General features: G+C 73.2%; 23 protein-coding genes. 7 read left to right on the forward strand and 16 right to left on the reverse strand.

Annotation, left to right across the window (positions count from 1 at the left end):
• Positions 1–16: 16 nt before the first annotated feature.
• The 11 genes from AB0946_RS05665 to AB0946_RS05715 form a co-directional block, all read right to left on the reverse strand.
• Positions 17–766, reverse strand: a complete 750-nt coding sequence (locus AB0946_RS05665) for a spherulation-specific family 4 protein (RefSeq protein ID WP_366759327.1) — start codon at positions 764–766, stop codon at positions 17–19.
• Positions 754–1,713 carry an NAD-dependent epimerase/dehydratase family protein gene (locus AB0946_RS05670; protein ID WP_366759328.1) on the reverse strand — a complete coding sequence of 320 codons (960 nt, stop codon included), beginning with the start codon at positions 1,711–1,713 and terminating at the stop codon, positions 754–756. The genes AB0946_RS05665 and AB0946_RS05670 overlap by 13 nt, the downstream gene beginning before the upstream one ends.
• Before the next feature lie 185 nt (positions 1,714–1,898).
• The gene (locus AB0946_RS05675) at positions 1,899–3,200 is read right to left on the reverse strand and encodes a hypothetical protein (RefSeq protein ID WP_366759809.1); all 1,302 of its coding nucleotides are present in this window, start codon (positions 3,198–3,200) and stop codon (positions 1,899–1,901) included.
• 128 nt (positions 3,201–3,328) lie between these two features.
• Positions 3,329–5,095 (reverse strand): DUF3492 domain-containing protein, encoded by a 1,767-nt coding sequence (locus AB0946_RS05680; RefSeq protein WP_366759329.1) that lies wholly within the window; start codon positions 5,093–5,095, stop codon positions 3,329–3,331.
• 217 nt (positions 5,096–5,312) lie between these two features.
• Positions 5,313–6,950 carry an ABC transporter ATP-binding protein gene (locus tag AB0946_RS05685; RefSeq protein WP_366759330.1) on the reverse strand — a complete coding sequence of 546 codons (1,638 nt, stop codon included), beginning with the start codon at positions 6,948–6,950 and terminating at the stop codon, positions 5,313–5,315.
• Positions 6,947–7,945, reverse strand: coding sequence for an ABC transporter permease (locus AB0946_RS05690; RefSeq protein WP_366759331.1), 999 nt, complete (start codon positions 7,943–7,945; stop codon positions 6,947–6,949). Before AB0946_RS05690 ends, AB0946_RS05685 begins: the two co-directional genes overlap by 4 nt.
• On the reverse strand, positions 7,942–8,976 hold the full coding sequence (locus AB0946_RS05695) for an ABC transporter permease (protein ID WP_366759332.1): 1,035 nt from the start codon (positions 8,974–8,976) through the stop codon (positions 7,942–7,944). Before AB0946_RS05695 ends, AB0946_RS05690 begins: the two co-directional genes overlap by 4 nt.
• Before the next feature lie 4 nt (positions 8,977–8,980).
• Positions 8,981–10,699, reverse strand: a complete 1,719-nt coding sequence (locus tag AB0946_RS05700; protein ID WP_366759333.1) for an ABC transporter substrate-binding protein — start codon at positions 10,697–10,699, stop codon at positions 8,981–8,983.
• A 191-nt stretch (positions 10,700–10,890) separates the two neighbouring features.
• Complete coding sequence (locus AB0946_RS05705) at positions 10,891–10,986, reverse strand: Ms4533A family Cys-rich leader peptide (protein ID WP_309550493.1); 96 nt, start codon at positions 10,984–10,986, stop codon at positions 10,891–10,893.
• A 56-nt stretch (positions 10,987–11,042) separates the two neighbouring features.
• Entirely contained in the window at positions 11,043–12,512 is a 1,470-nt protein-coding gene (locus tag AB0946_RS05710) for a DUF3152 domain-containing protein (protein WP_366759334.1), read from the reverse strand.
• Between the two features lie 8 nt (positions 12,513–12,520).
• Positions 12,521–13,519 (reverse strand): alpha/beta hydrolase, encoded by a 999-nt coding sequence (locus tag AB0946_RS05715; RefSeq protein WP_366759335.1) that lies wholly within the window; start codon positions 13,517–13,519, stop codon positions 12,521–12,523.
• A 197-nt stretch (positions 13,520–13,716) separates the two neighbouring features.
• Between AB0946_RS05715 and AB0946_RS05720 the strand changes: the two genes are divergently transcribed.
• The 4 genes from AB0946_RS05720 to AB0946_RS05735 all read left to right on the forward strand — a co-directional run bounded on the left by AB0946_RS05720 (position 13,717) and on the right by AB0946_RS05735 (position 15,717).
• Positions 13,717–13,950, forward strand: coding sequence for a hypothetical protein (locus AB0946_RS05720; protein ID WP_366759336.1), 234 nt, complete (start codon positions 13,717–13,719; stop codon positions 13,948–13,950).
• A gap of 324 nt (positions 13,951–14,274) precedes the next feature.
• The gene (locus tag AB0946_RS05725) at positions 14,275–14,916 is read left to right on the forward strand and encodes a TetR/AcrR family transcriptional regulator (RefSeq protein ID WP_330337941.1); all 642 of its coding nucleotides are present in this window, start codon (positions 14,275–14,277) and stop codon (positions 14,914–14,916) included.
• A gap of 135 nt (positions 14,917–15,051) precedes the next feature.
• On the forward strand, positions 15,052–15,279 hold the full coding sequence (locus tag AB0946_RS05730) for a DUF3107 domain-containing protein (RefSeq protein ID WP_212768354.1): 228 nt from the start codon (positions 15,052–15,054) through the stop codon (positions 15,277–15,279).
• 168 nt (positions 15,280–15,447) lie between these two features.
• Entirely contained in the window at positions 15,448–15,717 is a 270-nt protein-coding gene (locus AB0946_RS05735) for a hypothetical protein (RefSeq protein ID WP_171153056.1), read from the forward strand.
• 99 nt (positions 15,718–15,816) lie between these two features.
• Here AB0946_RS05735 and AB0946_RS05740 read toward each other — a convergent pair whose 3' ends face one another.
• Complete coding sequence (locus AB0946_RS05740; RefSeq protein WP_366759337.1) at positions 15,817–16,572, reverse strand: ferritin-like fold-containing protein; 756 nt, start codon at positions 16,570–16,572, stop codon at positions 15,817–15,819.
• Between the two features lie 497 nt (positions 16,573–17,069).
• Here AB0946_RS05740 and AB0946_RS05745 point away from each other — a divergent pair, with 497 nt between their 5' ends.
• The gene (locus AB0946_RS05745) at positions 17,070–19,637 is read left to right on the forward strand and encodes a DEAD/DEAH box helicase (protein WP_366759338.1); all 2,568 of its coding nucleotides are present in this window, start codon (positions 17,070–17,072) and stop codon (positions 19,635–19,637) included.
• A 148-nt stretch (positions 19,638–19,785) separates the two neighbouring features.
• Entirely contained in the window at positions 19,786–20,673 is an 888-nt protein-coding gene (locus tag AB0946_RS05750) for an alpha/beta hydrolase (RefSeq protein ID WP_366759339.1), read from the forward strand.
• A gap of 31 nt (positions 20,674–20,704) precedes the next feature.
• On the opposite strand, the gene AB0946_RS05755 is transcribed toward AB0946_RS05750, so the two are convergent.
• Positions 20,705–21,610 (reverse strand): NYN domain-containing protein, encoded by a 906-nt coding sequence (locus AB0946_RS05755; RefSeq protein WP_366759810.1) that lies wholly within the window; start codon positions 21,608–21,610, stop codon positions 20,705–20,707.
• A gap of 218 nt (positions 21,611–21,828) precedes the next feature.
• On the opposite strand from AB0946_RS05755, the gene AB0946_RS05760 reads away from it, so the two are divergent.
• Complete coding sequence (locus AB0946_RS05760) at positions 21,829–21,981, forward strand: hypothetical protein (RefSeq protein ID WP_171153060.1); 153 nt, start codon at positions 21,829–21,831, stop codon at positions 21,979–21,981.
• 73 nt (positions 21,982–22,054) lie between these two features.
• Here AB0946_RS05760 and AB0946_RS05765 read toward each other — a convergent pair whose 3' ends face one another.
• From AB0946_RS05765 to AB0946_RS05775, 3 genes are all read right to left on the reverse strand, one after another.
• Positions 22,055–22,660, reverse strand: coding sequence for a MarC family protein (locus AB0946_RS05765; protein WP_366759340.1), 606 nt, complete (start codon positions 22,658–22,660; stop codon positions 22,055–22,057).
• Positions 22,661–22,778: 118 nt separating this feature from the next.
• The gene (locus AB0946_RS05770; protein WP_366759341.1) at positions 22,779–23,636 is read right to left on the reverse strand and encodes a PHP domain-containing protein; all 858 of its coding nucleotides are present in this window, start codon (positions 23,634–23,636) and stop codon (positions 22,779–22,781) included.
• Positions 23,637–23,823: 187 nt separating this feature from the next.
• On the reverse strand, positions 23,824–24,465 hold the full coding sequence (locus tag AB0946_RS05775) for a DUF6758 family protein (protein WP_041665487.1): 642 nt from the start codon (positions 24,463–24,465) through the stop codon (positions 23,824–23,826).
• Positions 24,466–24,618 lie beyond the last annotated feature (153 nt).

Consider the following 24,618-nt stretch of genomic DNA (forward strand, 5'->3'; position numbering starts at 1 on the left):
ACTGCCACGGCCTTCTTCATTCCGAGACACCTGTTCCGAGGCGCGAGACGATGTCGTCCCAGTAGCCGGGCACGGTCTCCCAGGGGTCCACGCGACCGTCCCTGTCCGTACGGTCCGTGAAGTAGATCGTGGCCGCCCCCTGCCAGCGGGCGATCCTCAGCGCCTCGTCCAGGTGGCCGCGGGGCACACCGTGCACGAAGTGGCAGAAGCGGTCGGGCGGGTAGTCGGCGGTCCACTCGGCCGCCTGGGACCAGCGGTAGTCGGACCAGGGACCGGAGAAGGTCACGAGCTGGTCGGCGTTCTCGGCGTAGCCGGGGTGCGGGTGGCGGCCGTGGCCGAGGACGACGTGGGCGGTGTCACTGATCGCCCGGAGCGTGGTGATCGCGCGGCGCACCTCGGGCAGCGCGGTGCGCTCGGTGGGGCAGCGGTCCAGCAGGAAGCCGTCGACGCCGTACCAGTCGAGGTGCCGGTGGGCGTCGGAGAGCAGGTCGCCGAAGGCGCGGGCGCCGTGGGTGAGGTCCAGGTGGCCGAGGACGCGGACACCGGCGGCGCGGAGCCGGCCCGCGGCTTCCAGGCAGTGCGGGTCGGGGCGGGTGCCGGGGCCGGCGGCGACGTCGAGGACCACCCAGTCCAGCGGCGTGCCGGGGCGGGCGAGTTCCGCCCACTGGGCCGGGGCGACGAGCGGGTGTGCGTACCCGGGGATGCCGAGGGCGGTGCGGACGCCGGTGCCGGTGGTGCCCGCGGCGGTGCTGGTCAGATGCGGCATGCCGCCTCCATCCAGATGTCGGCCAGGGATTCCTCGAGGTTGATGCGGGGCCGCCAGCCGAGCCGGTCGCGTGCGGTGCGCACATCGGCCTGCTGCCAGCTGCCGCAGCCGTCCGGGTACGGGTACGCCACCGGGAGGGCGTGTTCGGAGTCGCCGCGGGGGTGGCCGATGGCGCCGCGCAGCGGACCGGGCGGGGCGTCGAGTTCGTGGAGGGCACCGCCGTATCCGGCCACGCGCGCGAGGACGGCGGCGGCGTCTCTGAGCCGGACGGCACGGCCGGAGCCGATGTTGATCACGCCCTGCGCGGCGGAGAGCGAGGCCGCGTGCACGGCCCGGGCCACGTCGCGGACGTCGATGAAGTCGCGCTGGACACCGAGGCCGCCGAGCTTGAGTTCGCCGTCGCCGGACTGCATGGCGCGGCGCATGGCCTCCGCGAGCCGGCCGAGCGGGGAGCCGGCCGGGGTGCCGGGGCCGGCCGGTGAGAAGACCCGCAGGACGACGGCGTCCAGTCCGGAGCCGAGGACCAGTTCGGTCGCGGCGAGCTTGCTGACGCCGTACGGGCCGCCGGGACGCGGCACGGCGTCCTCCGCCGTGGAGGAACCGGGCTGGCTGGGGCCGTACTCGGAACCGCAGCCGATCTGCACCAGACGGGCACCGCAGCCGCTGCGGCGCAGGGCCTCGCAGACGGTGGCCACGGCGACCGTGTTGTGCCGGGTGAGGTCGCGGGCGCCTCCGCGCGTGGCGCCCGCGCAGTTGATGACGACTCCGGGGTGGACCGCGTCGAGGAAGCGGGTGAGTGCGCCCGGGCTGCCGGTGGCGAGGTCGAAACGGACGTCGGCGTCGTCGCCGCGGCCGAGTGCGGTGAGCTGGACGGCCGGGTCGGCGAGCAGACGGTCGGCGACGAAGCGGCCGATGAATCCGTTGGCTCCGATCAGCAGGACCCTCATCGGACGGCTCCCGGGGTGTGCGCGCCGGTGGTACCGGCCGTCTCGACGGCTCCTTCGGCTGCGCCGGGCGCTCCGGTGGTTCCGGGGGTGCCGGACGCTCCGGGTCGGGAGGTGGTCATCTGGTGTTCTCCTTCAGGGGGTGATGCGGTTGCCTCCGGCGGTGCCTCGGGCCGGTGGCGGAGGGTTCAGTCGGGGGCTCCCGTCGGCGCGTGCGCCGCGGCCTGGGTGAGGGTGCGGCCGGCGTGCCAGAGCAGGGCCAGGGCCGCGGTGCCACAGGCGAGGGCCGGTACTGCGGCCTCGCCCCAGGCGCCGACGAGGGTCTCGACGGGAGTCGCCAGGAAGGCGCAGCCGGGCAGCCGGCCGGCCAGTGGCAGCGCCAGGGCCGCCGCCTCCGTGGCCACGGCGGCGCCCAGCGCGAGCGCGGGGGCGTGCCGGTGGCGGTGCACGGTGAGCAGGCGGGCGAGCAGGAGCAGGGCGCCCAGGGAGAGTGCCTGCGGGTAGGCCGCGGGCGCGTGCAGGAGGGTGCCGCAGAGCGCGAGCAGTGCGGCGAGGACCCCCAGGAACGCGGCGAGCACGCCGAGCAGCAGGGGTCTCGCGGCGGCTGTGAACTCCGCCAGGCCCCGGCTCCGGGCGAGTCCGCGGCGGGCGCCCGCGGCGAGGAGGTGCGCGGACCAGGCCGCCGGGGCGCAGGACAGCAGGAGGGCCAGGACGGGCGCGGTGGCCGTGGGCCAGGGGCCGTCGGGGGCCGCGGTGGGCGGGGTGTCCGGGCCGCCCGTCAGGACGGCGTGCAGGAGGCCGTCGCCGAGGAGGGCGTATCCGAGCAGCCAGATCGTCCACGCGCGCGTGCCGATCGTGGCGCCCCACGCCCGCGTGCCGGGTGGACCGGCGAGCGGGCCGTGACGCAGTGCCGCGCGCGTGGCGAGGGCGACGGCGAGGAGGCCGCCCAGTGCCACCGACTGGCGGGGGTGTCCCTGGGTGAGGCGCACTCCGGTCACCGTGGCCGCGCCGAGCACTCCGGGCAGGAGGGCGAGCAGGGCCCAGCCCGCGCGGACGCGGGGGGCCGGCAGGGGCTCCGGTTCCGGGCGTGGCTCGGCGGTGCGCGGCACGCGCGCGTACAGCTCTTCGGCGAGCGAGAAGACGTCACGGTGCCGGAAGCGGGCGACGGTCCGGTCGGTGAGGCCGTGCGCCTCCAGCCCCGCGGCGATCTCCCACGGGTCCACGGCCCGCTCACACAGTTCCCTGTGCCGGTGCAGCAGGGATTTCACCGGGTCGACGGGCCCACGGCGGGGCGCCGGCGCCCACCGCCGTCGGCCCCCCTCCCCCGGCCTCGCATCCGGTACGGCGCGGGAGCCGGGCGGAGACGACGAGGGAGAGGCCTGCCCGGCCGGGGCGAGCGGCGATCCCGTGGCGCGCGCGGAGGGCTCGTCGGGTACATCCGCCAGCCACTCCCCCGACCGCGTGTCCCACGGATCGGCTCCGCTCGGCATCCCGGGCCGGTCCGCTCCGGCCGGCTCGCTCCGGCCCGGCGTGTCGCCGCTCCTGGCGACGTCGGCACCGTCCGGCTCACGCGCCGGGCCGGTGGCCGGCCCGTCCGCCGGACGAGCGTCCAGCTCGCTCATCGGGCGCCCTCCGTCGCCAGCGGGGTCGCCCGGACCGGGGTGCTCGTGGCCCAGCTGGGGAGGCCGCGCGGGAGGACGCGGGGGGTGAGGCCGGTCCAGTGGCCGGGGACGTGGGACTCGGCGGGGGCGGCGAACGGCAGGGGTTCGCCGGACTCGTCCAGGACCACCCGGCGGACCGGGCAGTGCGAGACGATCTCCAGGTAAATGCCGTGAAATGCCGCGATGTTCTGCTCAACGGTGAACAGCTCCAGCGCCCGGGCGCGCGCGGCGGCACCGAGGCGCTCACGGCGCTCGGGGTCGCGCAACAGAGCCAGGCACGCCCCGGCGAGCGCCCTGGGGTTGCGCGGTGGGACCACCAGTCCCGTGCCGCCGATGACCTCCACCACCGCGCCCACGTCCGTGGAGACGGTGGCCCGGCCGCAGAACATCGCCTCGACGAGGCTGATCGGGAAACCCTCAACGACGCTGGAGAGGACGACGACCGCGCCGGCGGCGTAGGCGTCGGGCAGCGTCGGGACGTCGGGGCCGCCGATCTCCTCGAAGGAGACGGGGTTGTCGCCCACGGCGTGCGCGCCCTCCGCCTCGTCCGGGAAGAGCTGCGCGGCGAGCGCCCGGCAGTGGCCCAGGTAGGCCCCGCCCTCGGGGCCGGAAGGCGAGCCGACGATCCGCAGACGGGCCTCGGGCTCGTCCTTGCGCACCTCCGCGAAGGCGTGCAGCAGCGACACCAGGTCCTTCGCGGGGTCCACGCGCCCCACCCAGACCAGGGTGTGCGGGTCGGCACGGTCCGGGGACTCGCCGACCTCGGTGAACCGGTCGGCCGGCATGCCGGGGTACACCGTGCGGACACGGGAACGGTCGGCGCCGCAGCGTTCCTGCCAGCGGCGGGCGTGGGCGTTGCCCGGGGTGAGGATCTCGGCCCCCCGGTAGACCTCGGTGGCGAGCCGGCGGTGGAAGGCGCCGAGCAGGGCGCGTACGGCGGGGGTGGCGGTGTCGGGGCCCAGGGTCAGGTAGTGCGAGCGGAGGTGCACGCCGTATTCGGTGACCAGCAGCGGTACGCCGGAGAAGTGCCGGGCGAGGAGACCGCAGAGGGCGGCGGGGCCGCCGGAGGTGGCGTGGCAGAGGTCGGCCGCGCCGAGGCCGTCGTCGCCGTACCAGTCGAGGGAGAGGGGGCGCAGGGCGCGTTCGAGGTGCGCGGCGACGGTGAGCAGATCGGGTACGCGCGCCTCGCGCGCCGTGCGCAGCGCCCGAGGGGCGCGGCAGGCGCGTTCGAGCGCGCGCACGGCCGCGTCGGAGCGCAGGGCGCCGACGAGTCCGCCCTCCTCGCGGGCGAGTTCGGCGAGCGCGTACAGGGCGCTGCCGAAACGGTCCGCCAGATCGGCGGAAGCGTCCTGCGACCGGATGTCCGCAGCGCGTCCGGGCCCGGCCCCGAGCTCGCGCCAGGCCCCGGCCACGGTGCTTCCCGCCGACCCGCCCCCGGCGCACACCGCCGCGACCAGTTCCCCGTAGCACTCGGCGAAGCGCCGGCGTGCGCGTCGTCCGTACACGACCCCGTCGTCCGCGGCCGTCCACAGCGGCGCCGTGCGCACCCGGCCGACCTGCGGTGGGAGCGGAACACAGCCCTCGGCCTCCTGGCGCGGGCCGCGGCTGAGCGCGTAGACGTCGAACTCGTGCCGGTCGAGCCCGCGCACGAGCCGGTCGCACCAGAGCATGGCGTCACCGCCCACATAGGGGTAGCCACCCTCGGTAAGCAGTCCTATGCGCACGTGTGCACCCCCGATCTCCCGTCCGGGGAGCCGCCGTTGTCCTGACGGCTCGCAGCGGGACGAACGTAAGGGGACAAGGCGGTGGTGCGACGGACGGTTGTCCGTCGCACCACCAAAAGGGGTGAACGGTCGTAACTTTCGCGTGCGGGTCGCGTTCCGTCGCGCTAAGGGATCAGACAGTGATCGCCCGAGCGTGAAACGTTACGGCGCTGTACCGCTACACCGCTGCCGGCTTGCGCCGGGCGGCGCGCCGCCGGGCCGCCAGTTCCGGGTCGAGCGCGGGTACGGCGGCCAGGAGCTGCTTGGTGTACGGCTCGCGGGGGCTGTCGTACACCTCGTCGGCGGGCCCGTACTCGACGAGCCGGCCGCGCCGCATCACCGCGACCCGGTCGCTGACCTGGCGGACGACGGCGAGGTCGTGCGCGATGAAGACCAGCGCGAGGCCGAGTTCCCGCTGGAGTTCGCCGAGCAGGGCGACCACCTGCGCCTGCGTGGTGACGTCGAGCGCGGAGACGGGCTCGTCGCAGACGATGGCGCGCGGCTCGGCGGCGAGCGCCCGCGCGATGCCGATGCGCTGGCGCTGTCCGCCGCTGAACTCGTGCGGGTACCGGTCGTAGTGCGCCCTTTCGAGCCCGACGCGCTCCAGCAGTTCGGTCACGCGTCCCCGGATGCGCTCCTCGTCCCGTTCGCCGCGCGCGCGGAGCGGGTCGGCGATGGACTCGCCCACGCTGCGGCGCGGGTTGAGGGAGGAGACGGGGTCCTGGAAGACCATCTGGACGGAGGGGTCCACGCCGGTGTGCGGGCGCCCCTCGTAGCGGATCTCCCCTGCGGTCGGCTCCAGCAGCCCGACGAGCATGCGGCCGAGCGTGGTCTTGCCGCTGCCGCTCTCGCCGACCACGCCGAGGGTCTCCCCGCGCCGGACGGTCACCGAGACGTCGTCCACGGCCGCGAACGCCCGCTTGCCGCGTCCGAACTCGCGCCGCACGCCGGTGGCCTCCAGCACGACCTCGTCGCCGGCCGGGGAGCCGGTGCGGCGGGCGTCCACGCGCGGGACGGCTTCGAGCAGTTCCCGGGTGTACGGCTCGGCGGGTGCGGTGAGGATCGTGCCGACGGGGCCGCGCTCGACGGCCCGGCCGTGCCGCATGACGAGGACGTCGTCCACGGACTCGGCGGCCACACCCACGTCGTGGGTGACGAGGAGCAGGCCCATGCCGGTCTCCGCGCGCAGCCCGTGCAGCAGGTCGAGGATCTGCGCCTGGACGGTGACGTCGAGTGCGGTGGTCGGCTCGTCGGCGATCAGCAGGTCGGGCTCGCAGGCGAGGGCCATGGCGATGAGGGCGCGCTGGCGCATGCCGCCGCTGAACTCGTGCGGCCGGGACCGGGACCGGCGGGCGGCGTCCGGGATTCCGACCCGTTCCAGCACCTCTACGGCACGCGCGCGTGCGGCACGGCGCGACACGCGCGTGTGGACGCGATGGACCTCGGCGATCTGGTCGCCGATGGCGTAGTACGGGTCGAGCGAGGACAGCGGGTCCTGGAAGACCATGGCGGCCCTGGCGCCGCGCAGCCGGCGCAGCTCCTCGTCGGAGGCCGCCTGTACGTCGGTGCCGGCCACCCGCACCGAGCCGCCGATCCGGGCTCCGGTGCCCCGGTGCAGGCCCAGCAGGGCGCCCGCGACCGTGGACTTGCCGGAGCCGGACTCGCCGACCAGGGCCAGGGCGGCGCCCTTCGCCAGGCGGAAGGAGAGTCCGTCGACGGCGCGCAGGGCACCGAACTCCACGGTCAGGTCCGACACCTCCACCAGGCTGTCGTCCGCCGCTGCCTCGCGCGTGTCCGCCGCTTCCACCAGGCTCATGCGAGCACCACCCGTCGGTCGGCCACCGCGTACAGGACGTCCGCGACGGCGTTGGCGAGGACCACGAAGAAGCCGGTCACCAGGACCATGCCGACGACCACCGGCAGGTCGACGACCTTCACCGCGTGCACCAGCTCCTGGCCGATGCCGGGCAGGCCGAAGAGGGTCTCGGTGAGGACGGCACCGCCGACGGCGGCGCCCACGTTGTTGGCGTTCAGCGCGATCACGGGCGCGAGGGCGCCGCGCAGGGCGTGCCGGCCGACGATGGAGCGCTCCGCGACGCCGTACGCGCGGAAGGTGCGGATGTGGTCCTCGGCGAGGGTCTCCAGCATGGACGCGCGGGTGAGACGGGCGAAGGCCGCCGCCTCGATCAGGGCGAGCGAGAGCCAGGGCAGCAGGAGGTTCCACGCCCACTGCTCGGGGTCGTCCGAGAAGTTCACGTACTGCGGGAAGGGCAGCAGCCGCAGTTGGCCGCAGACGACGATCATCAGCACGAGGCCGATGACGAAGACGGGCGTGGCCGTGCCCGCGAGGGTGACGGCGGTCAGCACGCGCTCGGAGACCCGGCCGCGTCGCCAGGCGGACAGCACTCCGGTGCCGATGCCGAGGAGGAGCCACAGCACCATGGCGCCGACGACCAGCGACACACTGACCGGCAGCTTCGCCAGGATGATGTCCAGGACCTGCTGGTCGGTCTGGTACGACTGCCCGAGGCAGGGCGCGGCGCAGTGCTCGACCGAGGTGCCCGTGGAGAAGTCCTGGCCGGCGAACAGTCCCTCGAGGAAGTGCCAGTAGCGCAGGTAGAGGGGGTCGCCCAGCTTGAGCTGCTCGGCGACCTGGTGCACCTGCTCCGGAGAGCAGCGCGGGCCGCAGGTGATCTGGGCGACGTTGCCGGGGGTGACGTAGAAGACGACGTAGACGATCACCGAGATGGCCAGCAGGGTGACGACCGCGCCGGCGGTGCGGCGCAGCAGGAATCCGCCGAAGCCGCTCATGCGGAGGCCTCCTTCTCGGTCGCGGTCCCGGCCGCGTTCCCGGCCCCGGTGGCGGCCTTGCGGCCGGTGCCGACGCGCAGGCGGGAGGCGGCGCGCGGGTCGAGGGCGGTGCGCACGCCGTCGCCGAGGACGGTGAGGGCGAGGACGGTGACGAACAGGGCGCCGGCCGGCAGCAGCAGGTACTGGGGTGCCGCCTGGTACCAGACGTCCGCGGCGGTCAGCATCTGGCCCCAGGACGGGGTGGGCGGCTTCACGCCGACGCCGAGGAAGGACAGCGCCGCCTCGACGGAGATGTTCATGGGCACCAGCAGCGCGGCGTACGTGATGACGGGCGCGGCGAGGCCGGGCAGGAGTTCGCGGCGTGCGATCCGCCAGGTGCCCCAGCCGCTCAGCCGGGCGGCGGAGACGTAGTCGAGGCCCTTCAGGGAGAGGGTCTGGGCCCGCACGATCTTCGCGATGGTGCCCCAGGCGATCAGACCGATGACCAGGGTCACCAGGACCGGCCGGGGGAAGCTGGACGGCACGATGGCCAGCAGTGCCAACGACATGATCATCAAGGGCATCGAGACGATGATGTCCGTGGCCCGGCTCAACAGTTGATCAACCCATCGGTTGCCGAGCGCGGAGGCCACGCCGACTGCGACGCCGATGGCGACCTGGACCACCGTGGCGGCGAGCGCCACGCCCAGCGAGACCCGCGCGCCGTAGACCAGCCGGGCGAACATGTCGCGTCCGGTCTGCGGTTCGACGCCCAGCCAGTGGTCGGCGCTGACGCCGCCGAAGGAGCCGATGGGCACGCCGCCGCGCGCGGAGTCGATCAGGGTGGGGTGGTAGGTCGTGGGGTCCTGGCCCTCCAGCGCGGTGAGCAGCGGCGCGGCGAGCGCGACCAGGACGAGCAGCGCGACGACGGCCGCGGCGACCAGGGCGGCGCGCTGCGCCCGCAGCCGCCGCCAGAACTGACGTGCCCCCGAGACCGCCGGGACGGAGGTGCCCGTCCCGGCGGTCTCGACGACGGCAAGTGCCTCGCTCACGGTGCTACTTCACCGCGACCTGGGAGATGTCCAGGACGCCGGTCCAGTCGCTGATGACGATGTTCTTGACGTCCTTGCCGTACAGGCGCTTGTACACAGGGTGGAACAGCGGCACGACGAGGGCCTTGTCGCCGATCTTCTTGTCCAGTGCGCCCCAGCGCTGGGCCGCGGCGTCGAGGTCGGTCAGCTTGTTGATCGCGTCAATCTCGTCATTGACCGACTTGTCGTTGAGCTGGCCCGTGTTGAAGTTCGCTCCGTCCTTGACGATCTGCCGGCCGTCGAAGATGGGGGCGAGGAAGGGGCCGCCGGAGGGCCAGTCGGCACCCCAGTGGGCGAGGAAGAGACCGGGCTCGGTCTTCACGCTGTGGACCTTGTCCCGGTAGTCGTTGTCCTCCAGGCCCTGCAGCTTGACCGTGATGCCGGCCTTCTTGAGCGCGTCCTGGACGGCGGTGGCGATCTCCGGGCTGGTCTCGAAGTCCTTGCTGTTGGAGTGGGTCAGCGTGATGGTGAGGCCGTTCGCGTAGCCGGCCTGCTTCAGCAGTTCCCTGGCCTTCGCCGGGTCGCCGGACTTGCCCGCCGGGAAGGGGTCGTACGGCGTGTAGCCGAACGACTTCTGGTCCGGCAGGAACGTGGTGGCGGGCTCGGCGAGGGCGCTGCCGCCGGCGGCGTTGACCACGGAGGACCGGTCGATGGCGTACGCGACGGCCTGGCGCACCTTGGGGTTGTCGAACGGCTTCACCTTCGGGTTGAAGGCGAGGTAGTTCGTGTAGCCGAAGTGGCCGGTGCCCACGCGCGCGGCCAGCTCCTTGTCGCCGGTCACCTTGGCGAGTTCGGCCGGGCCGAGGTTGGTGTCCGTGGTGACGGCGGCGGCGTCCGCGCCCTGGGACGCGGACAGCCGCTGGTTGATCACCGAGGAGTCCAGGCCGGAACGCACGTCGATGCGGTCCGGGTACGCCTTGCGCTCCTCGTCGGTCGCCGCCGACCAGTGCGTGTTGCGCTCCAGGACGAGGTGCTCGCCGTCGTTCTCGTTCTTGACGACCTTGTACGGGCCGGACGAGACCGGGTGCGACTCGTACTTGGTGCCCGTGTCCTTGCTCCGCGGCACCGGGGTGAACTGCGTCTGCGTGGCCAGGTACGGGAACTCGCCCTCGGGCTTGTTCAGATGGAAGACGATCGTCCGGGCGTCCGGCGTCTCGATCGCGGACAGGCCCTTCTTGTCCTTGTACGGCCCCTGGTAGTCGGCGGCGCCGACCAGCCAGTCCCGCAGGTAGGGCGCGCCGCCGGACAGCTCGGGGGCGAAGGAGCGCTCGATGCCGTACTTGATGTCGGCCGAGGTGATCGGCGTGCCGTCCTCGTACGTCAGGCCCTTCTTCAGGGTGTACGTCCACACGGTCGCGTCCTTGTTGGGGCGCCCGGTGTCGGTGGCGAGGTCGGGGACGACCTTGGCGCCGGCCGCGCCGTTCTCGCGGTTGCGCGTGGTGAGGGTGCGGAACACCAACGAGGGAACGTTTCCGCCGCCGGAGGTGTACAGGCGCGCGGGGTCGAAGTCCGACTGCGGCTGTGAGTTCAGGACCGTGAGCGTGCCGCCCTTGTGGGGCGTGGAGTCGCCACCGGAGCCCTTGGCATCGTTGTCCTCCGGGCCGCAGGCGGCGGCGCCCGCTGCCACGGCCAGGCTGACGGATGCCACGGCCACGCGGCGCGCTATGACGGACGGTTGACGCATCGGAATGACGACCTCTCGGGGTGACGTGGTGGGGCTCGTCGAGGGTTTCTCGACTGATGAGACATGTGGACGAGGAGTGAGACGTCTGCGGACAGACGTCGGCCCCGGCGTCGGGTCGTCGAAGAAATCCGTGACGCGGTCACGGACGAGAAGGAGGAGAAGGTCGCGACGCGAACGCCGGGGAGGCGGCGTCAGCGACAGTGGATGTCGGCCACGCAGAGTGCGGTCACGCCGATGAGCGCCAGCTCGATGGCGGCGCTGCTGCAGACGGCATGACTAGACCACATGGGCAGAAATATGGACGACCCTGCGGCTGATGTCAATGTGACATATGCGGTGCCTGTCAACTGGCGGGATAGGGCCATGGGTTGGGGCGGCAGTGGATCCCGTCGTGGTCCAGGAACTTGGTCTGCTGCTGCATGACGGGCGCCAGCTCGCCGTCCTTCTGGCAGCTGACGTGTCCGTGACCGAGCCGGTGGCCGACCTCATGATTGATCAACATCTGCCGGTACGCATGGATCCGGTCACCGTATGTCTTGCTTCCTTGAGCCCACCGGTACGCATTGATCATGACGCGTTCGGTCGCGGCCGAGTCGCAGGAAACGTTGTCCTGCGTGGTGTCCAGGCCCGACTTGGCACACCACGTCGCCGTGGTGCCGGGGCTGGCCAGGGTGATCACGAAGTCCGGCTTCCCGGAGGAGATCCGCTCGAAGGTACGGGCGCCGCCGTGGGCCCAGCTGCGCTTGTCGTTCAGGGTCCGCTGCACGGCCTCGGCGAACAGCGCGCCGTCCAGTCCCAGCCCCTCCTCGACGTCGACGCGGTACCGGTACTTGCGGCCCGCGCCGGGCGCCTTGTCGAACCCGGGCACGGCGTCGAACTTCCCCGGGCCCTTCAGCGTGGCGTCGAGCGGGTACGTGCGGCCCATCTTCTGGTCGTACGTCAGTGTCACCGCGGGTGCGGCGGAGGGCGTCGCTCCCGCCACGTCCCCCGGGAGACGCGCCTCACCGGCCGCGCCGGCGGCCGGCCGCGACCGCGCGCCGGTGCCGTCCTGCCCCTTGGTCACCTGCCCGGCGACGACCACCGCGAGCACGGTGGTGACGGCGGCCGCCGCGATGCCGGTGAACGCCCACCCCTTGGTCCCGCCGCGCTGCGCGGGCACACCGGTGCCGGGCGCGGGGGCGGCGGCGTTCCCGGTCTCCCGCGGGCCGTCTCCGGAGCCGCCGGAGCCGTCGAAGGCCTCCAGGTACTCCCGCCGGGGCCCTTGGCGGCGCCGCGCCCCGCCCGGTCCCGGGGCACCCGGTTCCGCCTGCCGCTGCCGGGGCAACACCACACCGGGCCCGCCGGTGCCGGCCCGCCGCCCGGCCAACTCGCCCCAGCCCCCGCCGGCTTCCCGCTGCTCGGGATGGCCGCCCCGCGCACCCCGCACCGGCGCGCCACCGGCAAACCCCGGCACGCCGTGGGCGGGAGTGCCGTCGGCAACCCTCGGCACACCGCGCGCCGGCGTCGCGTCGGCAGCCCTCGGAACCCCACGTGCCGGGGCACCGTCGGCGACCCTCGGCACACCGCGCGCCGGGGTGCCCCCGGCCGGACGGGGCGCACCCGCGGGGCCGCCTCCCGGCAGCCGGGCCGCGCCACCGCCGGCGCCCCGGTCGCCACCGTCGCGCCGGTCGGCCCTGCCGGGCCCGTCGCCCCTGTCACCCTCCGCATGCGCGCCGCGCCCGTCCTCGGAGCGCGCACCGCGCCGCTCACGCCCTGCGGCTATGTCCGCGGAGTCGCCCTTCGGGGCCGGTCCGCGGCGGCTGTGGCGTCCCACCCCGGACCTCAGCTCCTCGTGTCCGTGACGGCCGGGTGGCCGGCCGCGCCGGCGCCGGACGTCTGCGTCAGCAGTTCCCGGAACGCGCCCGCCACCACGTCCGGGTACTCCATCATCGCCACGTGCCCGGCGTCCGGCAGGGACAGCAGCCGGGAGTCGCGGAAGGCCCGGGCGGCCTTGCGGGCCATGCGGAAGCCGACGAGCTGGTCGCGGCCGCCGTAGATCAGCAGCGTGGGGGCCAGCACCCGCTCGGCCTGGCGCCACAGCCCGTGCTGCCCGCCGAGCGTGTAGGCGTTGACGATCCCGCGCGCGGAGCGGGTCATCGCGTCCCAGAAGTACGGGAGGCGCTGGCGCCGCTCCAGTTCCTCCACGGCGTACCGGAACGCCTCCGGCGAGACCCGGCCCGGGTCGCCGTAGCAGAGCGCCATGACACCGCGTACGCGCTGCTCCGCCGTCCACTCCCTGGTGAGCCGGGTGAACAGCGCGGCGATGCCCGGGACGCCGAGCAGGGCGGTCGGCACCGCGCTGCGCTGCACCCGCAGTTCGGGCAGGGCGGGCGAGACGAGCGTGAGCGTGCGGACGAGGTCGGGCCGTACGGCGGCGACGCGCGTGGCGACCGCGCCGCCGAGCGAGTTGCCGAAGAGGTGCACCGGGCCGCGGCCGGCCGCGTCGAGGTAGCGGATCACCGCGCGCGCGTGCCCGGTGACGGAGTAGTCGCCGTCGTCCGGGGGCGGGGAGTCGCCGAAACCAGGGAGGTCGAGCGCTTCACCGTCGACGACACCGTCCAGTTCCGCCATGAGCGACGACCAGTTCTGTGAGGAACCGCCGAGCCCGTGCACGTACAGCGCGGGCGGCAGGTCCTCGCGCGCGGGGGGCCGCGAACGGACCGTCAGGGTGACGCCGGGCAGGCCCACGGACCGCAGCCGCTCGCCCTCGCCGACCCGGACGGGCGCCACCCTGGGGAGCACACTGGCGGCCGGCACGGAGGGCGACTCGGTCGAAGACATGCGGCAATGTTACGAGGTGATCACGTCAGGATTGATGTGTTCGCCGTCACAGACTGAACCGGCCGGATCAGGAGAACCAGGCACCGAACGGGCCCGACGGCATGGCGTCCGGATAAGCCGTCTCCTAGTCTCGTACAGAGGGCACCCGCGTGTGGCCCCTGACGCTTCCAGGGACGTTCGTAGGAAGGGAGCCCACCATGGCCTATGACCCCACCGAGCCCGACGCGATCGAGGAGATCGAGGACCTGGAGGCCGACGCGGCAGCGGAGAGGGACGTCGAGGCGCCCGAGGTGGACGCCGCCGAGCAGCACACGGACATCGCGCCGGACCGTGACGACCCGCTGACGGGCGTGGACCCGTACCGGGGCAACGAGGCCGATCTCGTCGAACAGGCGCGCGTGGTCTCGCTCGACGAGGACGACTACCGCTAGGGCCTCTCGTTGGGATCATGCCGGGCTCGCGGGGTCTGGCCTGATCCGAACGAAAGACCCTGACCGCGCCGGGACTGGCCGCCACGAAGGCCGAGGACGCCCACCGCCGCGCCGGGGAAGGCCACCGTCCGCGCCGGCGAGGGGCGCCCGGCGCCGACCTCGCTGGTCCACGCGGACGCCGCCCGGTCCCGGCCGGCGGGCCGTACGGCTTTCGCCACCCGTCCGGTACGTGAAATTCTGCGCTCGCACCGCGCACACCACGGTTACCGAAAAGTACGATGGCCGCGCGGCCTACACCGCATGTGGACGACTTTGGGAGGCGGCGTGACAGCCATCGAGCAAACTGAGGCGGCACGCCCACGGGGCACGCGTCTGCCGCGCCGAGCCCGGCGGAACCAGTTGCTGGGCGCCGCTCAGGAGGTCTTCGTCGCGCAGGGCTACCACGCGGCGGCGATGGACGACATCGCCGAGCGGGCCGGCGTGAGCAAGCCGGTGCTCTACCAGCACTTCCCCGGCAAGCTCGACCTCTACCTCGCTCTGCTGGACCAGCACTGCGAGTCGCTGATCCAGTCGGTGCGCAGCGCGCTCGCGTCGACGACCGACAACAAGCAGCGCGTCCGGGCGACGATGGACGCCTACTTCGCCTACGTCGAGGACGACGGCGGCGCCTTCCGCCTGGTCTTCGAGTCGGACCTGACGAACGAGCCCGCGGTGCGCGAGCGCGTGGACAAGGTCACCAACGAGTGCGCCGAGGCGATCTGCGACGTCATCGCCGAGGACACCGGCCTCTCGCGCGCGGAGTCGATGCTGCTCGCCTCCGGTCTCGGCGGACTCGCCCAGGTGGTCGCCCGCTCCTGGCTGCACAGCGACCGCAGCGTGCCGCGCGACCAGGCGGTGCAGCTGCTGACCTCGCTGGCCTGGCGCGGCATCGCCGGTTTCCCGCTGCACGGCAGCGAGCACCACTGACGGCCGTTTGTTCCCGCGCGGTGTTCGCTCCTGGCGTTCCGGCCCGCAGCGTGTACGCCCCCCTCACCGGGCTAATGTGTGCAGCGTAGGGCGCGGAAGATCGCGCACATCACTGACCGTCGGAGGGACATAGCCGTGGAGGTCAAGATCGGCGTGCAGCACGCGCCCCGCGAGATCGTTCTGGAGAGCGGTCAGAGCGCCGAGGAGCTCGAGCGTGTGGTGGCCGAGGCGCTGACGGGCAAGACGGGGCTGCTCAGCCTTCAGGACGAGAAGGGCCGCAAGGTCCTCGTGCCGACGGACCGTCTGGCGTACGTGGACATCGGCGAGCCGACCGTGCGCAAGGTCGGTTTCGGCGCGCTCTAGGCCGCAGTCGTGAGAAGGGCCCGGCGGCCGTGTGCCGCCGGGCCCTTCCGCGTGACGTGCACACGGGTGGAGCACAGGTCCCTCACAGGGCAGGATTGCAATCCGCAGGTCACGGGTAAGACGGGCTACGACCGTCGAGCCAGACCGGCCGTGGGAGGGACCCCCGACATGATCCTCGAAGCACTCGGCTCCGCCGTGCTCGGTCTGCTCCTCGCGTGGGCGGCGGCCCAACGCCTCGCCCACCGGCTGCCGGCCCGCCCGCTGGTGTACTGCACGGGCATCGCCGGAGCCCTCTTCGGCGACTTCGTCACCCACACCGCCCTCGGCCCCGGCACGGCCCTGCTCAGCCTTCTGGGTGCCGCGGTCATCTCGGTCGCGTCCCTGTCCCTGCTCCTGCGCCCCGCGGGCCGCCTCCGCCGCCGATCAGCGACGGCGTGAGGGCTGTTCCCGAAGGGCGCGGGGACCGCGCGAGCGACCACGGCGCACCCGCGGCCGCGCGACTCCGTCCGGCATCCCGCGACCGCTCCCGCCGGAGCGCTACGCCGCCAAGCCCAGCGCGGCCATCCGCTTCGTGTGCGCCTCGGTGATCCGCGAGAACATCCTGCCGACCTCGGCGAGGTCGAACCCGTCGGCCACCCCGCCCACGAGCATCGTGGACAGCGCGTCCCGGTCGGCGACCACCCGCTGGGACTGCGACAGCGCCTCCCCCATCAGCCGCCGCGCCCACAGCGCCAGCCGGCCGCCCACGCGCGGGTCGGCGTCGATGGCGGCCCGCACCTTCTCCACCGCGAACTCGGCGTGCCCGGTGTCGTCGAGGACGGCGAGCACGAGCTCGCGGGTGTCGGAGTCGAGCCGGGCCGCGACCTCACGGTAGAAGTCGCTCGCGATCGAGTCGCCGACGTACGCCTTGACCAGGCCCTCCAGCCAGTCCGAGGGCGCGGTCTGCCGGTGGAAGCCGTCGAGCGCGGCGACGAACGGGTCCATCGCGGCCGTGGGCTCCTCGCCGATCTCGGTCAGCCGGTTCCGCAGCCGTTCGAAGTGGTGGAACTCGGCCGAGGCCATCTTCGCCAGCTCCGCCTTGTCCGCGAGGGTCGGCGCCAGCTTGGCGTCCTCCGCGAGCCGCTCGAACGCCGCAAGCTCCCCGTACGCGAGAGCGCCGAGCAGATCCACGACAGCGGCGCGGTACTGCGGGTCGGCGGACGCCCGCGCCCAGTCCTGGGCGGCGACACCGGTGGGTTCGGCGGGTTCGGCGGACGCGTTCTCAGGCTTGTCAGAGCTAGTCATGAGGCGCACAATAGCCCGCTCCACGCCCCGCTCAAGCCCTGGTCAACGAGTGTGACCACGACTACGTGACCAAATCGGCCACCGCATGTGCGCGAATCCGGGGTATGGTGGTAATGCGCCTGCCAGAGTGCGTCGACGATGCTCGACGTGTCGCGACAGGCCGCACGCATGAGGATGCCCGGTCGGTGGCCCGATCGGCTCCGACCCGACAGCCCTCCAAAGGCCGTACGGCAGTGATCGTACGACGGCAGGAGGGAACCCTCAGCGGTACGAGCGCTAGAGCGTCGGCAGAGGTCCCGTGTCATACGACTTGCCCGAGTGGTTCGTCCGTACGGCAGCCGACGTCCCCCGGCACGGTCGGACACGACCCCCGCTCGCTCGCCTCGCACCGCGCACACAGAAGAGGCAGCACCCTGACTACGACGTTTCGAGAACTCGGAATCCTCCCCGAGACCGCCGAGGCCCTGGAGGCCGTCGGCATCACCACCCCCTTCCCCATCCAGGAGATGACACTCCCCGTCGCCCTCTCCGGCACGGACGTCATCGGCCAGGCCAAGACCGGCACCGGCAAGACGCTGGGCTTCGGTCTTCCCCTCCTGGAGCGCGTCACCGTCCCCGCCGACGTCGAGGCCGGACGCGCCGCCCCCGAGGCCCTCACGGACGCCCCGCAGGCGCTCGTGGTCGTCCCCACGCGCGAGCTGTGCACCCAGGTCACCAACGACCTGCTGACGGCCGGCAAGGTCCGTAACGTGCGCGTGGTCGCGATCTACGGCGGCCGGGCCTACGAGCCCCAGGTGGAGGCCCTGAAGAAGGGCGTCGACGTGGTCGTCGGCACCCCGGGCCGCCTGCTCGACCTCGCGGGCCAGAAGAAGCTCGATCTGAAGCACGTCAAGTGCCTGGTCCTCGACGAGGCCGACGAGATGCTCGACCTGGGCTTCCTGCCCGACGTCGAGAAGATCGTCAACATGCTGCCGGCCAAGCGCCAGACGATGCTGTTCTCGGCCACGATGCCGGGCGCGGTCATCGGCCTCGCCCGCCGCTACATGTCCCGGCCCACCCACATCCGCGCCACCGCGCCGGACGACGAGGGTGCCACGGTCGCGAACATCAAGCAGTTCGTCTACCGCGCGCACAACATGGACAAGCCGGAGATGGTCGCCCGCATCCTCCAGGCCGACGGCCGCGGACTGGCGATGATCTTCTGCCGTACCAAGCGCACGGCCGCCGACATCGCCGAGCAGCTCCAGCACCGCGGGTTCGCCTCCGGCGCGGTCCACGGCGACCTCGGCCAGGGCGCCCGCGAGCAGGCCCTGCGGGCCTTCCGCAACGGCAAGGTCGACGTCCTCGTCTGCACCGACGTCGCCGCCCGCGGCATCGACGTCGAGGGCGTGACCCACGTCATCAACTACCAGTCCCCCGAGGACGAGAAGACGTACCTGCACCGCGTCGGCCGCACCGGCCGCGCGGGCGCCAAGGGCACGGCGATCACGTTCGTCGACTGGGACGACATCCCGCGCTGGCAGCTGATCAACAAGGCGCTGGAGCTGGACTTCAACGACCCGGTGGAGACGTACTCGAGCTCCCCGCACCTGTTCTCCGACCTCGGTATCCCCGAGGGCACCAAGGGCACCCTGCCCCGCTCCGCGCGGACCCGTGCCGGGCTGGACGCGGAGGTCCTGGAGGACCTGGGCGAGACCGGCGGACGGGGCGGTCGCGGCCGCAGTGGCCGCGGTGCTCGCGCCGAGTCGGCCCCGGCCGAGCGAGAGCGTCCCGCGCGTACGCCGCGCCGCCGTCGCCGCACGCGCGGCGGCACCCCGCTGGACGCCTCCCCGGCCGCGCCGGCCACGGAGACCTCCGGTGAGGAGACGCCGGGCGCCACCCGCACCCCGCGCCGCCGTCGCCGCACGCGCGGCGGAGCGTCGGCGGAGCCGGTGACGGCCGCCGCCACGCCGACGACCGCTCCTGAGACCGCCGTGGAGACGGTGGCCACGGCCGAGGGCCCCGCGGCGCTCGACACCCCGGAGCAGCCGCGCCGTCGCCGCACCCGCCGGCCGGCCGCGGCCGAGTCCCCGGTGACCGAGTCCGCCGTGACCCCGGCTCAGGCCGAACCCCCGGTGACCGAGCAGACCGTGGACAGGGCCCCGGTGACGGAGCCCGCCGCCGAGGCCGCCCCGGCCGCGGAGACCAAGCCGCGCCGTCGTACCCGCAAGACGGCCGAGCCGGCGACCCCGGTGGAAGCGGCGCTGGACACGGCCGAGGCCACCGAGGCCAAGCCGCGCCGGACCCGCAAGACCGCCGCCACGGCACCGGAGGCCCCCGAGACGGAGGCCGAGGCCAAGCCGCGCCGCACGCGGAAGACCGCGGCTGCCGCCGAGGCCGCCGTCGACACCGCCGAGGCCACGGAAGCCAAGCCGCGCCGGACCCGCAAGACCGCGGTTGCCGAGCCGGAGACGGCCGAAGCCGAGGCCAAGCCGCGCCGCACGCGCAAGACCGCGGCTGCCGCCGAGGCCGCCGTCGACACCGCCGAGGCCACCGAGGCCAAGCCGCGCCGGACCCGCAAGGCCACGGTTGCCGAGCCGGAGACGGCCGAAGCCGAGGCCAAGCCGCGCCGCACGCGCAAGACCGCCGCCGCGACGGCCGCCGCCGACACGGCAGAGGCCACGGAAGCCAAGCCGCGCCGGACCCGCAAGACCGCCGCCACGGCACCGGAGGCCACCGAGACGGAGGCCGAGGCCAAGCCGCGCCGCACGCGGAAGACCGCGGCTGCCGCCGAGGCCGCCGTCGACACCGCCGAGGCCACCGAGGCCAAGCCGCGCCGGACCCGCAAGACCGCCGCCGCGCCGGAGGCCCCCGAGGCCGAGGCCAAGCCGCGTCGCACGCGCAAGACGGCCGTCGCCGCCGTGGACGCGGTCGACGGGGAGGCGGTCACCGCTCCCAAGGCCCGGCGGACCCGCAAGGCCGTTGCCGAGGCGGCAGCTCCGGAGATTCCGGCGCAGGCCACCGAGGAGCCGGAGGTCAAGCCGCGGCGCCGGACCCGCAAGGCCACGGCGGCCGTTGAGGTTACCGAGGCCTGATCCAGCGCGCGATGGCCGGGTTCACGACAGTGGACCCGGCCATCGGCGTTTCCGGGGGACCCGGCACCCCCACCCCCCGGGCCGCCCTTCGTCCCCCACCCGCCCGCTCCGATCAGCCGACCCCGCCCCCTCCCGATAACCTCTCCCCATGAGCAGGCCCCCCACCTTCGTCCCGCCCCCCGGCGCCCGCGCGTACTCACTTCGGACGGCGCGCGGTGAGTTCGCCGTGGTCGACGCGCCCGTGGCCGTCGGTGTCGAGCCGAAGGGCGTCGCGCTGCTGCTGCCGGGGTTCACCGGCAGCAAGGAGGACTTCAATCCGCTGCACGTGCCGCTCGCCGAGCGCGGATACCGGACCGTCGCCGTGGACGGGCGGGGGCAGTTCGAGTCGGACGGACCGGCGACGGACGAGGCCGCCTACGCGCAGGAGGAGTTGGCGCGGGACGTGCTCGCGCAGGCGGAGGCGATCGGCGGCCCGGTGCATCTGCTGGGCCACTCGCTCGGCGGCCAGATCGGGCGCGCGGCCGTCCTGCTCGACCACACCCCCTTCGTGTCGTTCACGCTGATGGCCTCGGGCCCGGCACAGATCTCGGCGCACCAGCAGGAGCGCGTGAAGCTGCTCCGGGACGCGCTGGCGGTGCTGAGCATGGCGGAGGTGTGGGAGACCATCCAGGCGATGGAGCCGCCGGAGGAGACGGAGACCCCGGCGCTCGACGCGGGCCTGGACGACCGGGCCGACCTGCGGCGCCGCTGGCTGGGCACCAGGTCGGCGCAACTCCTCGCCACGGGCCGCCAGTTGTGCACCGAACCGGACCGCGTCGCCGAACTGGCGGCCGTACCGCTGCCGTTCCACGTGCTGTCGGGGGCGCGCGACGACACCTGGCCGCTGCCGCTGCTCGACGACATGGCGGTGCGGCTGGAGGCGCGCCGGACGGTGATCGAGGGCGCCGAGCACTCCCCCAACACCGACCGCCCGCTGGAGACGGCCCGCGCGCTCGCCGACTTCTGGGACGACACCGCCCCGCGCATCGCCCGGTAGAGGAACGCCTGGGTCCCGCGGACGACAGGACCTAGTACTGGGACTGCAGATGCTCCCAGAACCCGTCCCTGAGCGCCCGTCGCAGGTCCGCCTGGCCGCGCAGGGAGTACTGGAGCAGTTCCTCGGCCTCGACCAGCAGGTCCTGGTCGACGGAGCCGGGCAGGTACGGGTGGCCGGGGAACAGCTCGACCATCGCATCGCGGCCGCGGGAGGCGAGCCATCGTGCCGCGATCTGGGCGCCGACGAAGCGCACGTCCTCGCGGCTGGGGCGGGCCCCGCCGGCGGACTCGAACGCGGCGGCCGTGCGCCGGGAGACGTACGGCTTGAAGAACTGCAGGTCGAAGGTGCGCTGGCTGTCGACCTCCCAGAGCAACGGCTCGGCCTGGTTGCGGCCTTCGGGCGCCTCGATGCCCCAGAGGTGGACGCGGGCGCCGTAGCCCTGGGCCGCCTCGACCGCCGAGACCAGGTCCTCGTCGCCGCCGAGGAGGGCGGCGTCGCTGATCGCGCGGTGCCGTGCCAGTGACTCCAGGTCGGTCCGGATCAGCGAGTCGACGCCCTTCTGCTGGTTGTTGGCGTTGAGGTTGCCGAGGCGGACCTTGACGTCGGGCAGTTCGGCGATGACCTGCTGCTCGGCGGTGTGGATGCGGCGCCGGGCGCCGTCGTACCAGTAGACGCGCAGCAGCCGGCTGTCCGCGAAGATGGTGCGCGCCTTGTCGATGAGCGCGTCGATCAGGCCCTCGGCGTCCAGGTCGAAGGCGCGCCGGTCCTCGGTCCCGGCGACCAGCCGGCCGACGGCCGCGTACAGGTAGCCCGCGTCGACGAAGATCGCGTGGGTCGAGGGCGTCTTGGCCACCTCGGCGAGCATGCGTTCCAGCAGCTCGTTCGTGCGGTCGATACGGGCACCGAGGCCGGCCAGGTCGTCGTTCATCGCCTCCATTGTCCCGGTGGTCACACTGCGGACACAACCGGTCCCGGTGGGTCCCGTCCCGGCTTCGGCCAAGTCGCTTACCGGTCGGTAATTAGTTGTTCGAAAAATTTCTTTAGCGTAGGGAATGTTTGTAACAAGCGGCGCGTTGACTAGGTACGACGCTGGATACACCAGAGGTCACACCAAGTAGTTCTCCGCAGGAGGATGACCAGACGAAGGGAGAAGCCATGCGCTTCGAGATCATGCGACTCGACGAGGTCGACGGCACCGCCGTGGACAGCACCGTCGTGGACGCCGCCTCCGTCAACCGGATCGTTCAGCAGGCCGCCGCCGTAGGGCAGCGCCTGTGGATCCGCCCGGCCGAGACCCCGGCCTCGTAACCCGCACACGGGCGACCCGCGCACGGGCCCGTCCGTCACTCAAGCTTTCCGGGGGAGCCGAGCCGCCGACGGCTCAGCTCCCCCGGATCACCTGAGTGACCCCGTTGATGATCTGCTGCACGGCGATCGCGGAGAGCATCATGCCCGCGAGCCGCGTCACGAGGACGACGCCGCCGTCCTTGATGACCCGGATGATCAGCAGCGAGTAGCGCATCACCAGCCACAGCACGACGTGGATCGCGAGGATCGCGGACCACACCGAGAGCTGTGTCGACACGCTGTCGGCCTTCTGCACGGCCAGGATCACGGACACGATCGCACCGGGCCCCGCCAGCAGCGGCATGCCCAGCGGTACGAGCGCCACGTTGACGTCCTTGGTCTGCTGGGGCTCGTCGTTCTTGCCCGTCAGCAGGTCCAGCGCGATCAGCAGGAGCAGCAGTCCGCCCGCGATCATCAGGGCGGGCACGGACACGTGCAGGTAGTTCAGGATCTGGTGGCCCAGGACGCCGAAGACGGCGATGACCCCGCCCGCCACGCAGACGGCCTGGAAGGCCATCCTCCGCTGCACCTTGGCCGGCCGCCCGGCGGTCAGGGCGAGGAAGATCGGGGTGATCCCGGGGGGATCCATGATGACGAAGAGGGTCAGGAACAGCGAGCCGAAGACGGCGATGTCGAACATGGGGGAAGTACAGGCCTTGCGGGAAGAGGAACTACGGGGCGTGAGGCGGTCCGGACCGCGGGCATGAGGCAGTACGGAGCGCGGGTGTGAAGCGGTGCGGCGGGTCGGGCCCGGGGCCTCAGGCTCCGCCGGTCCCCGGCACCGGGAACGCGCCCGTCGCCCGCCGGGTGATCTCCCCGTACACCTCGGGGTCGGTCGTGAAGGCGCCGAGCGCCACGGTCTTGCGGCTGCCGTGGTAGTCCGAGGAGCCCGTGACCAGCAGCCCCAGCTCCTTCGCCAGGCCCCGCAGGCGGTCCCGGGCGTCGGCGTCGTGGTCCATGTGGTCGACCTCGATGCCGTCCAGGCCGGCCTCGGCCATTTCCGCGATCCGGGACTCCGGCACGGTGCGGCCGCGCTTGGCGGCGGCCGGGTGCGCGAACACGCTGACCCCGCCCGCGGCCTTGACCAGCCGGATCGCCTCGAAGGGGTCGGTCTCGTGCTTCTCCACGAAGGCCCGCCCGCCGTCGGCCAGCCACTCCTCGGTGAAGGCGTCGCTCACCGTGGGTACGACGCCCAGCTCGACCAGCGCCGAGGCGACGTGCGGGCGCCCCACCGACCCTCCGGCGGCGATCCGCTCGACCTGTTCCCAGGTCACCGGTACGCCCAGCGCGTTCAGCTTGGCGACCATGCCCTTGGCCCGCGGCACCCGGTCGTCGCGGACCAGCTCGCGCTCGGCGAGCAGGGCGGGCTCCTCGGGGTCGAAGAGGTAGGCCAGCAGGTGCATCGAGACGCCGTCGACCCGGCAGGACAGCTCGGCTCCGGTGATCAGCGTCAGGCCCTCGGGCAGCGCGCCGATCGCCTCGCCGTACCCCCGCGTGGTGTCGTGATCGGTCAGCGCGACGACGTCCAGGCCGGCGGCGGCGGCGTTGCGCACCAGCTCGGCCGGGCTGTCCGTACCGTCGGAAGCCGTGGAGTGACAGTGCAGGTCAATGCGCACGACAACTCCAGAACACCGGCGGAAGCAAGGGGACACCCAAGGATAACGGTGTTTTCGACCGCGCTGTCACCCCCGCAACCGGTGAGCACCCTTTACCCCAGCGCCCGGAAGGGGCGCGGGGAACTGCGCGACAAGCCACGACGCACCCGCGGCCGCCCGCGGAGCGCACTCGGCACCCCCGCGGGCGTCACGGCCGAAGCAGGCGCGGCGACAACGCCCCGCAGGGCACCAGGTCCAGCTCCGCCCCCGCCTCCCGCAAGTCGGTCAGCACCAGCTCGTCGTACATGAGCAGACCGGACTGCTCGGGCCACATGACCGCCCACAGCCACATCCCGAGCGCCTCGCCGGCGAAGACGGCGCGGTCGTCCGGGGTGCGGTAGACGTGCCAGAGCGGGGTGGGACGGCCGGCGGCCAGCACCTTGGCCTCCGGCGGCTTCTCCACGTTCATGTACGACCCCGGGTCCGGGCCGTCGATGCCCGCGTAGTGCGCGCCGAGGCCGACGCCCAGCTCCTCGGCGATCAGGATCAGCTCGCCCGGCCCGCCGAGCGGTCCGGGGCCGGAGCAGGCCACCGCGGTCGCCCGGCCGCCGCTGCGGTCGTCGCCGGCGTACGCCACACCCGTGAACAGCCAGCCGACCGGCAGCGGCCACGGCATCCACACCGGCACCTGCGTGCGGTGCACGACGACGTTGAGCGCCTCGACGCTGGGCGGGATCACGGGCTGCAGCGGATACACCGTGCCGTGCACGTCGCACTGCCAGGCATCGGCGAAGAGTCCGGGAGCCCTGACCCGGCCACCACACCTCGGGCAACTGGGTTCGCCCCTCATAGGGCTCCACGGTCCTACCCCTGCCCGCCCACGTCAAGGACGATCACCCGTCCGGACCGAAGAGCCCTCCGGATGCCTCACCGACCGGGATAGATGCGCCTTGCATTAATTAGCCGACCTAACTTACTATGTGCATAGCCCAACTATCTCTGT

Source organism: Streptomyces sp. NPDC046870 (genome assembly GCF_040704595.1).
GTDB classification, from domain to species: Bacteria; Actinomycetota; Actinomycetes; order Streptomycetales; family Streptomycetaceae; genus Streptomyces; species Streptomyces argyrophylli.

Excerpts from the sequence above, each read along its gene's own strand:
- AB0946_RS05665 (WP_366759327.1), bottom strand. The coding sequence starts at position 766 with ATGCCGCATCTGACCAGCACCGCCGCGGGCACCACCGGCACCGGCGTC.
- AB0946_RS05670 (WP_366759328.1), bottom strand. The coding sequence starts at position 1,713 with ATGAGGGTCCTGCTGATCGGAGCCAACGGATTCATCGGCCGCTTCGTC.
- AB0946_RS05675 (WP_366759809.1), bottom strand. The coding sequence starts at position 3,200 with ATGCCGAGCGGAGCCGATCCGTGGGACACGCGGTCGGGGGAGTGGCTG.
- AB0946_RS05685 (WP_366759330.1), bottom strand. The coding sequence starts at position 6,950 with ATGAGCCTGGTGGAAGCGGCGGACACGCGCGAGGCAGCGGCGGACGAC.
- AB0946_RS05690 (WP_366759331.1), bottom strand. The coding sequence starts at position 7,945 with ATGAGCGGCTTCGGCGGATTCCTGCTGCGCCGCACCGCCGGCGCGGTC.
- AB0946_RS05700 (WP_366759333.1), bottom strand. The coding sequence starts at position 10,699 with ATGCGTCAACCGTCCGTCATAGCGCGCCGCGTGGCCGTGGCATCCGTC.
- AB0946_RS05705 (WP_309550493.1), bottom strand. The coding sequence starts at position 10,986 with ATGTGGTCTAGTCATGCCGTCTGCAGCAGCGCCGCCATCGAGCTGGCG.
- AB0946_RS05715 (WP_366759335.1), bottom strand. The coding sequence starts at position 13,519 with ATGTCTTCGACCGAGTCGCCCTCCGTGCCGGCCGCCAGTGTGCTCCCC.
- AB0946_RS05720 (WP_366759336.1), top strand. The coding sequence starts at position 13,717 with ATGGCCTATGACCCCACCGAGCCCGACGCGATCGAGGAGATCGAGGAC.
- AB0946_RS05735 (WP_171153056.1), top strand. The coding sequence starts at position 15,448 with ATGATCCTCGAAGCACTCGGCTCCGCCGTGCTCGGTCTGCTCCTCGCG.
- AB0946_RS05745 (WP_366759338.1), top strand. The coding sequence starts at position 17,070 with ATGACACTCCCCGTCGCCCTCTCCGGCACGGACGTCATCGGCCAGGCC.
- AB0946_RS05750 (WP_366759339.1), top strand. The coding sequence starts at position 19,786 with ATGAGCAGGCCCCCCACCTTCGTCCCGCCCCCCGGCGCCCGCGCGTAC.
- AB0946_RS05755 (WP_366759810.1), bottom strand. The coding sequence starts at position 21,610 with ATGGAGGCGATGAACGACGACCTGGCCGGCCTCGGTGCCCGTATCGAC.
- AB0946_RS05760 (WP_171153060.1), top strand. The coding sequence starts at position 21,829 with ATGCGCTTCGAGATCATGCGACTCGACGAGGTCGACGGCACCGCCGTG.
- AB0946_RS05765 (WP_366759340.1), bottom strand. The coding sequence starts at position 22,660 with ATGTTCGACATCGCCGTCTTCGGCTCGCTGTTCCTGACCCTCTTCGTC.
- AB0946_RS05775 (WP_041665487.1), bottom strand. The coding sequence starts at position 24,465 with ATGAGGGGCGAACCCAGTTGCCCGAGGTGTGGTGGCCGGGTCAGGGCT.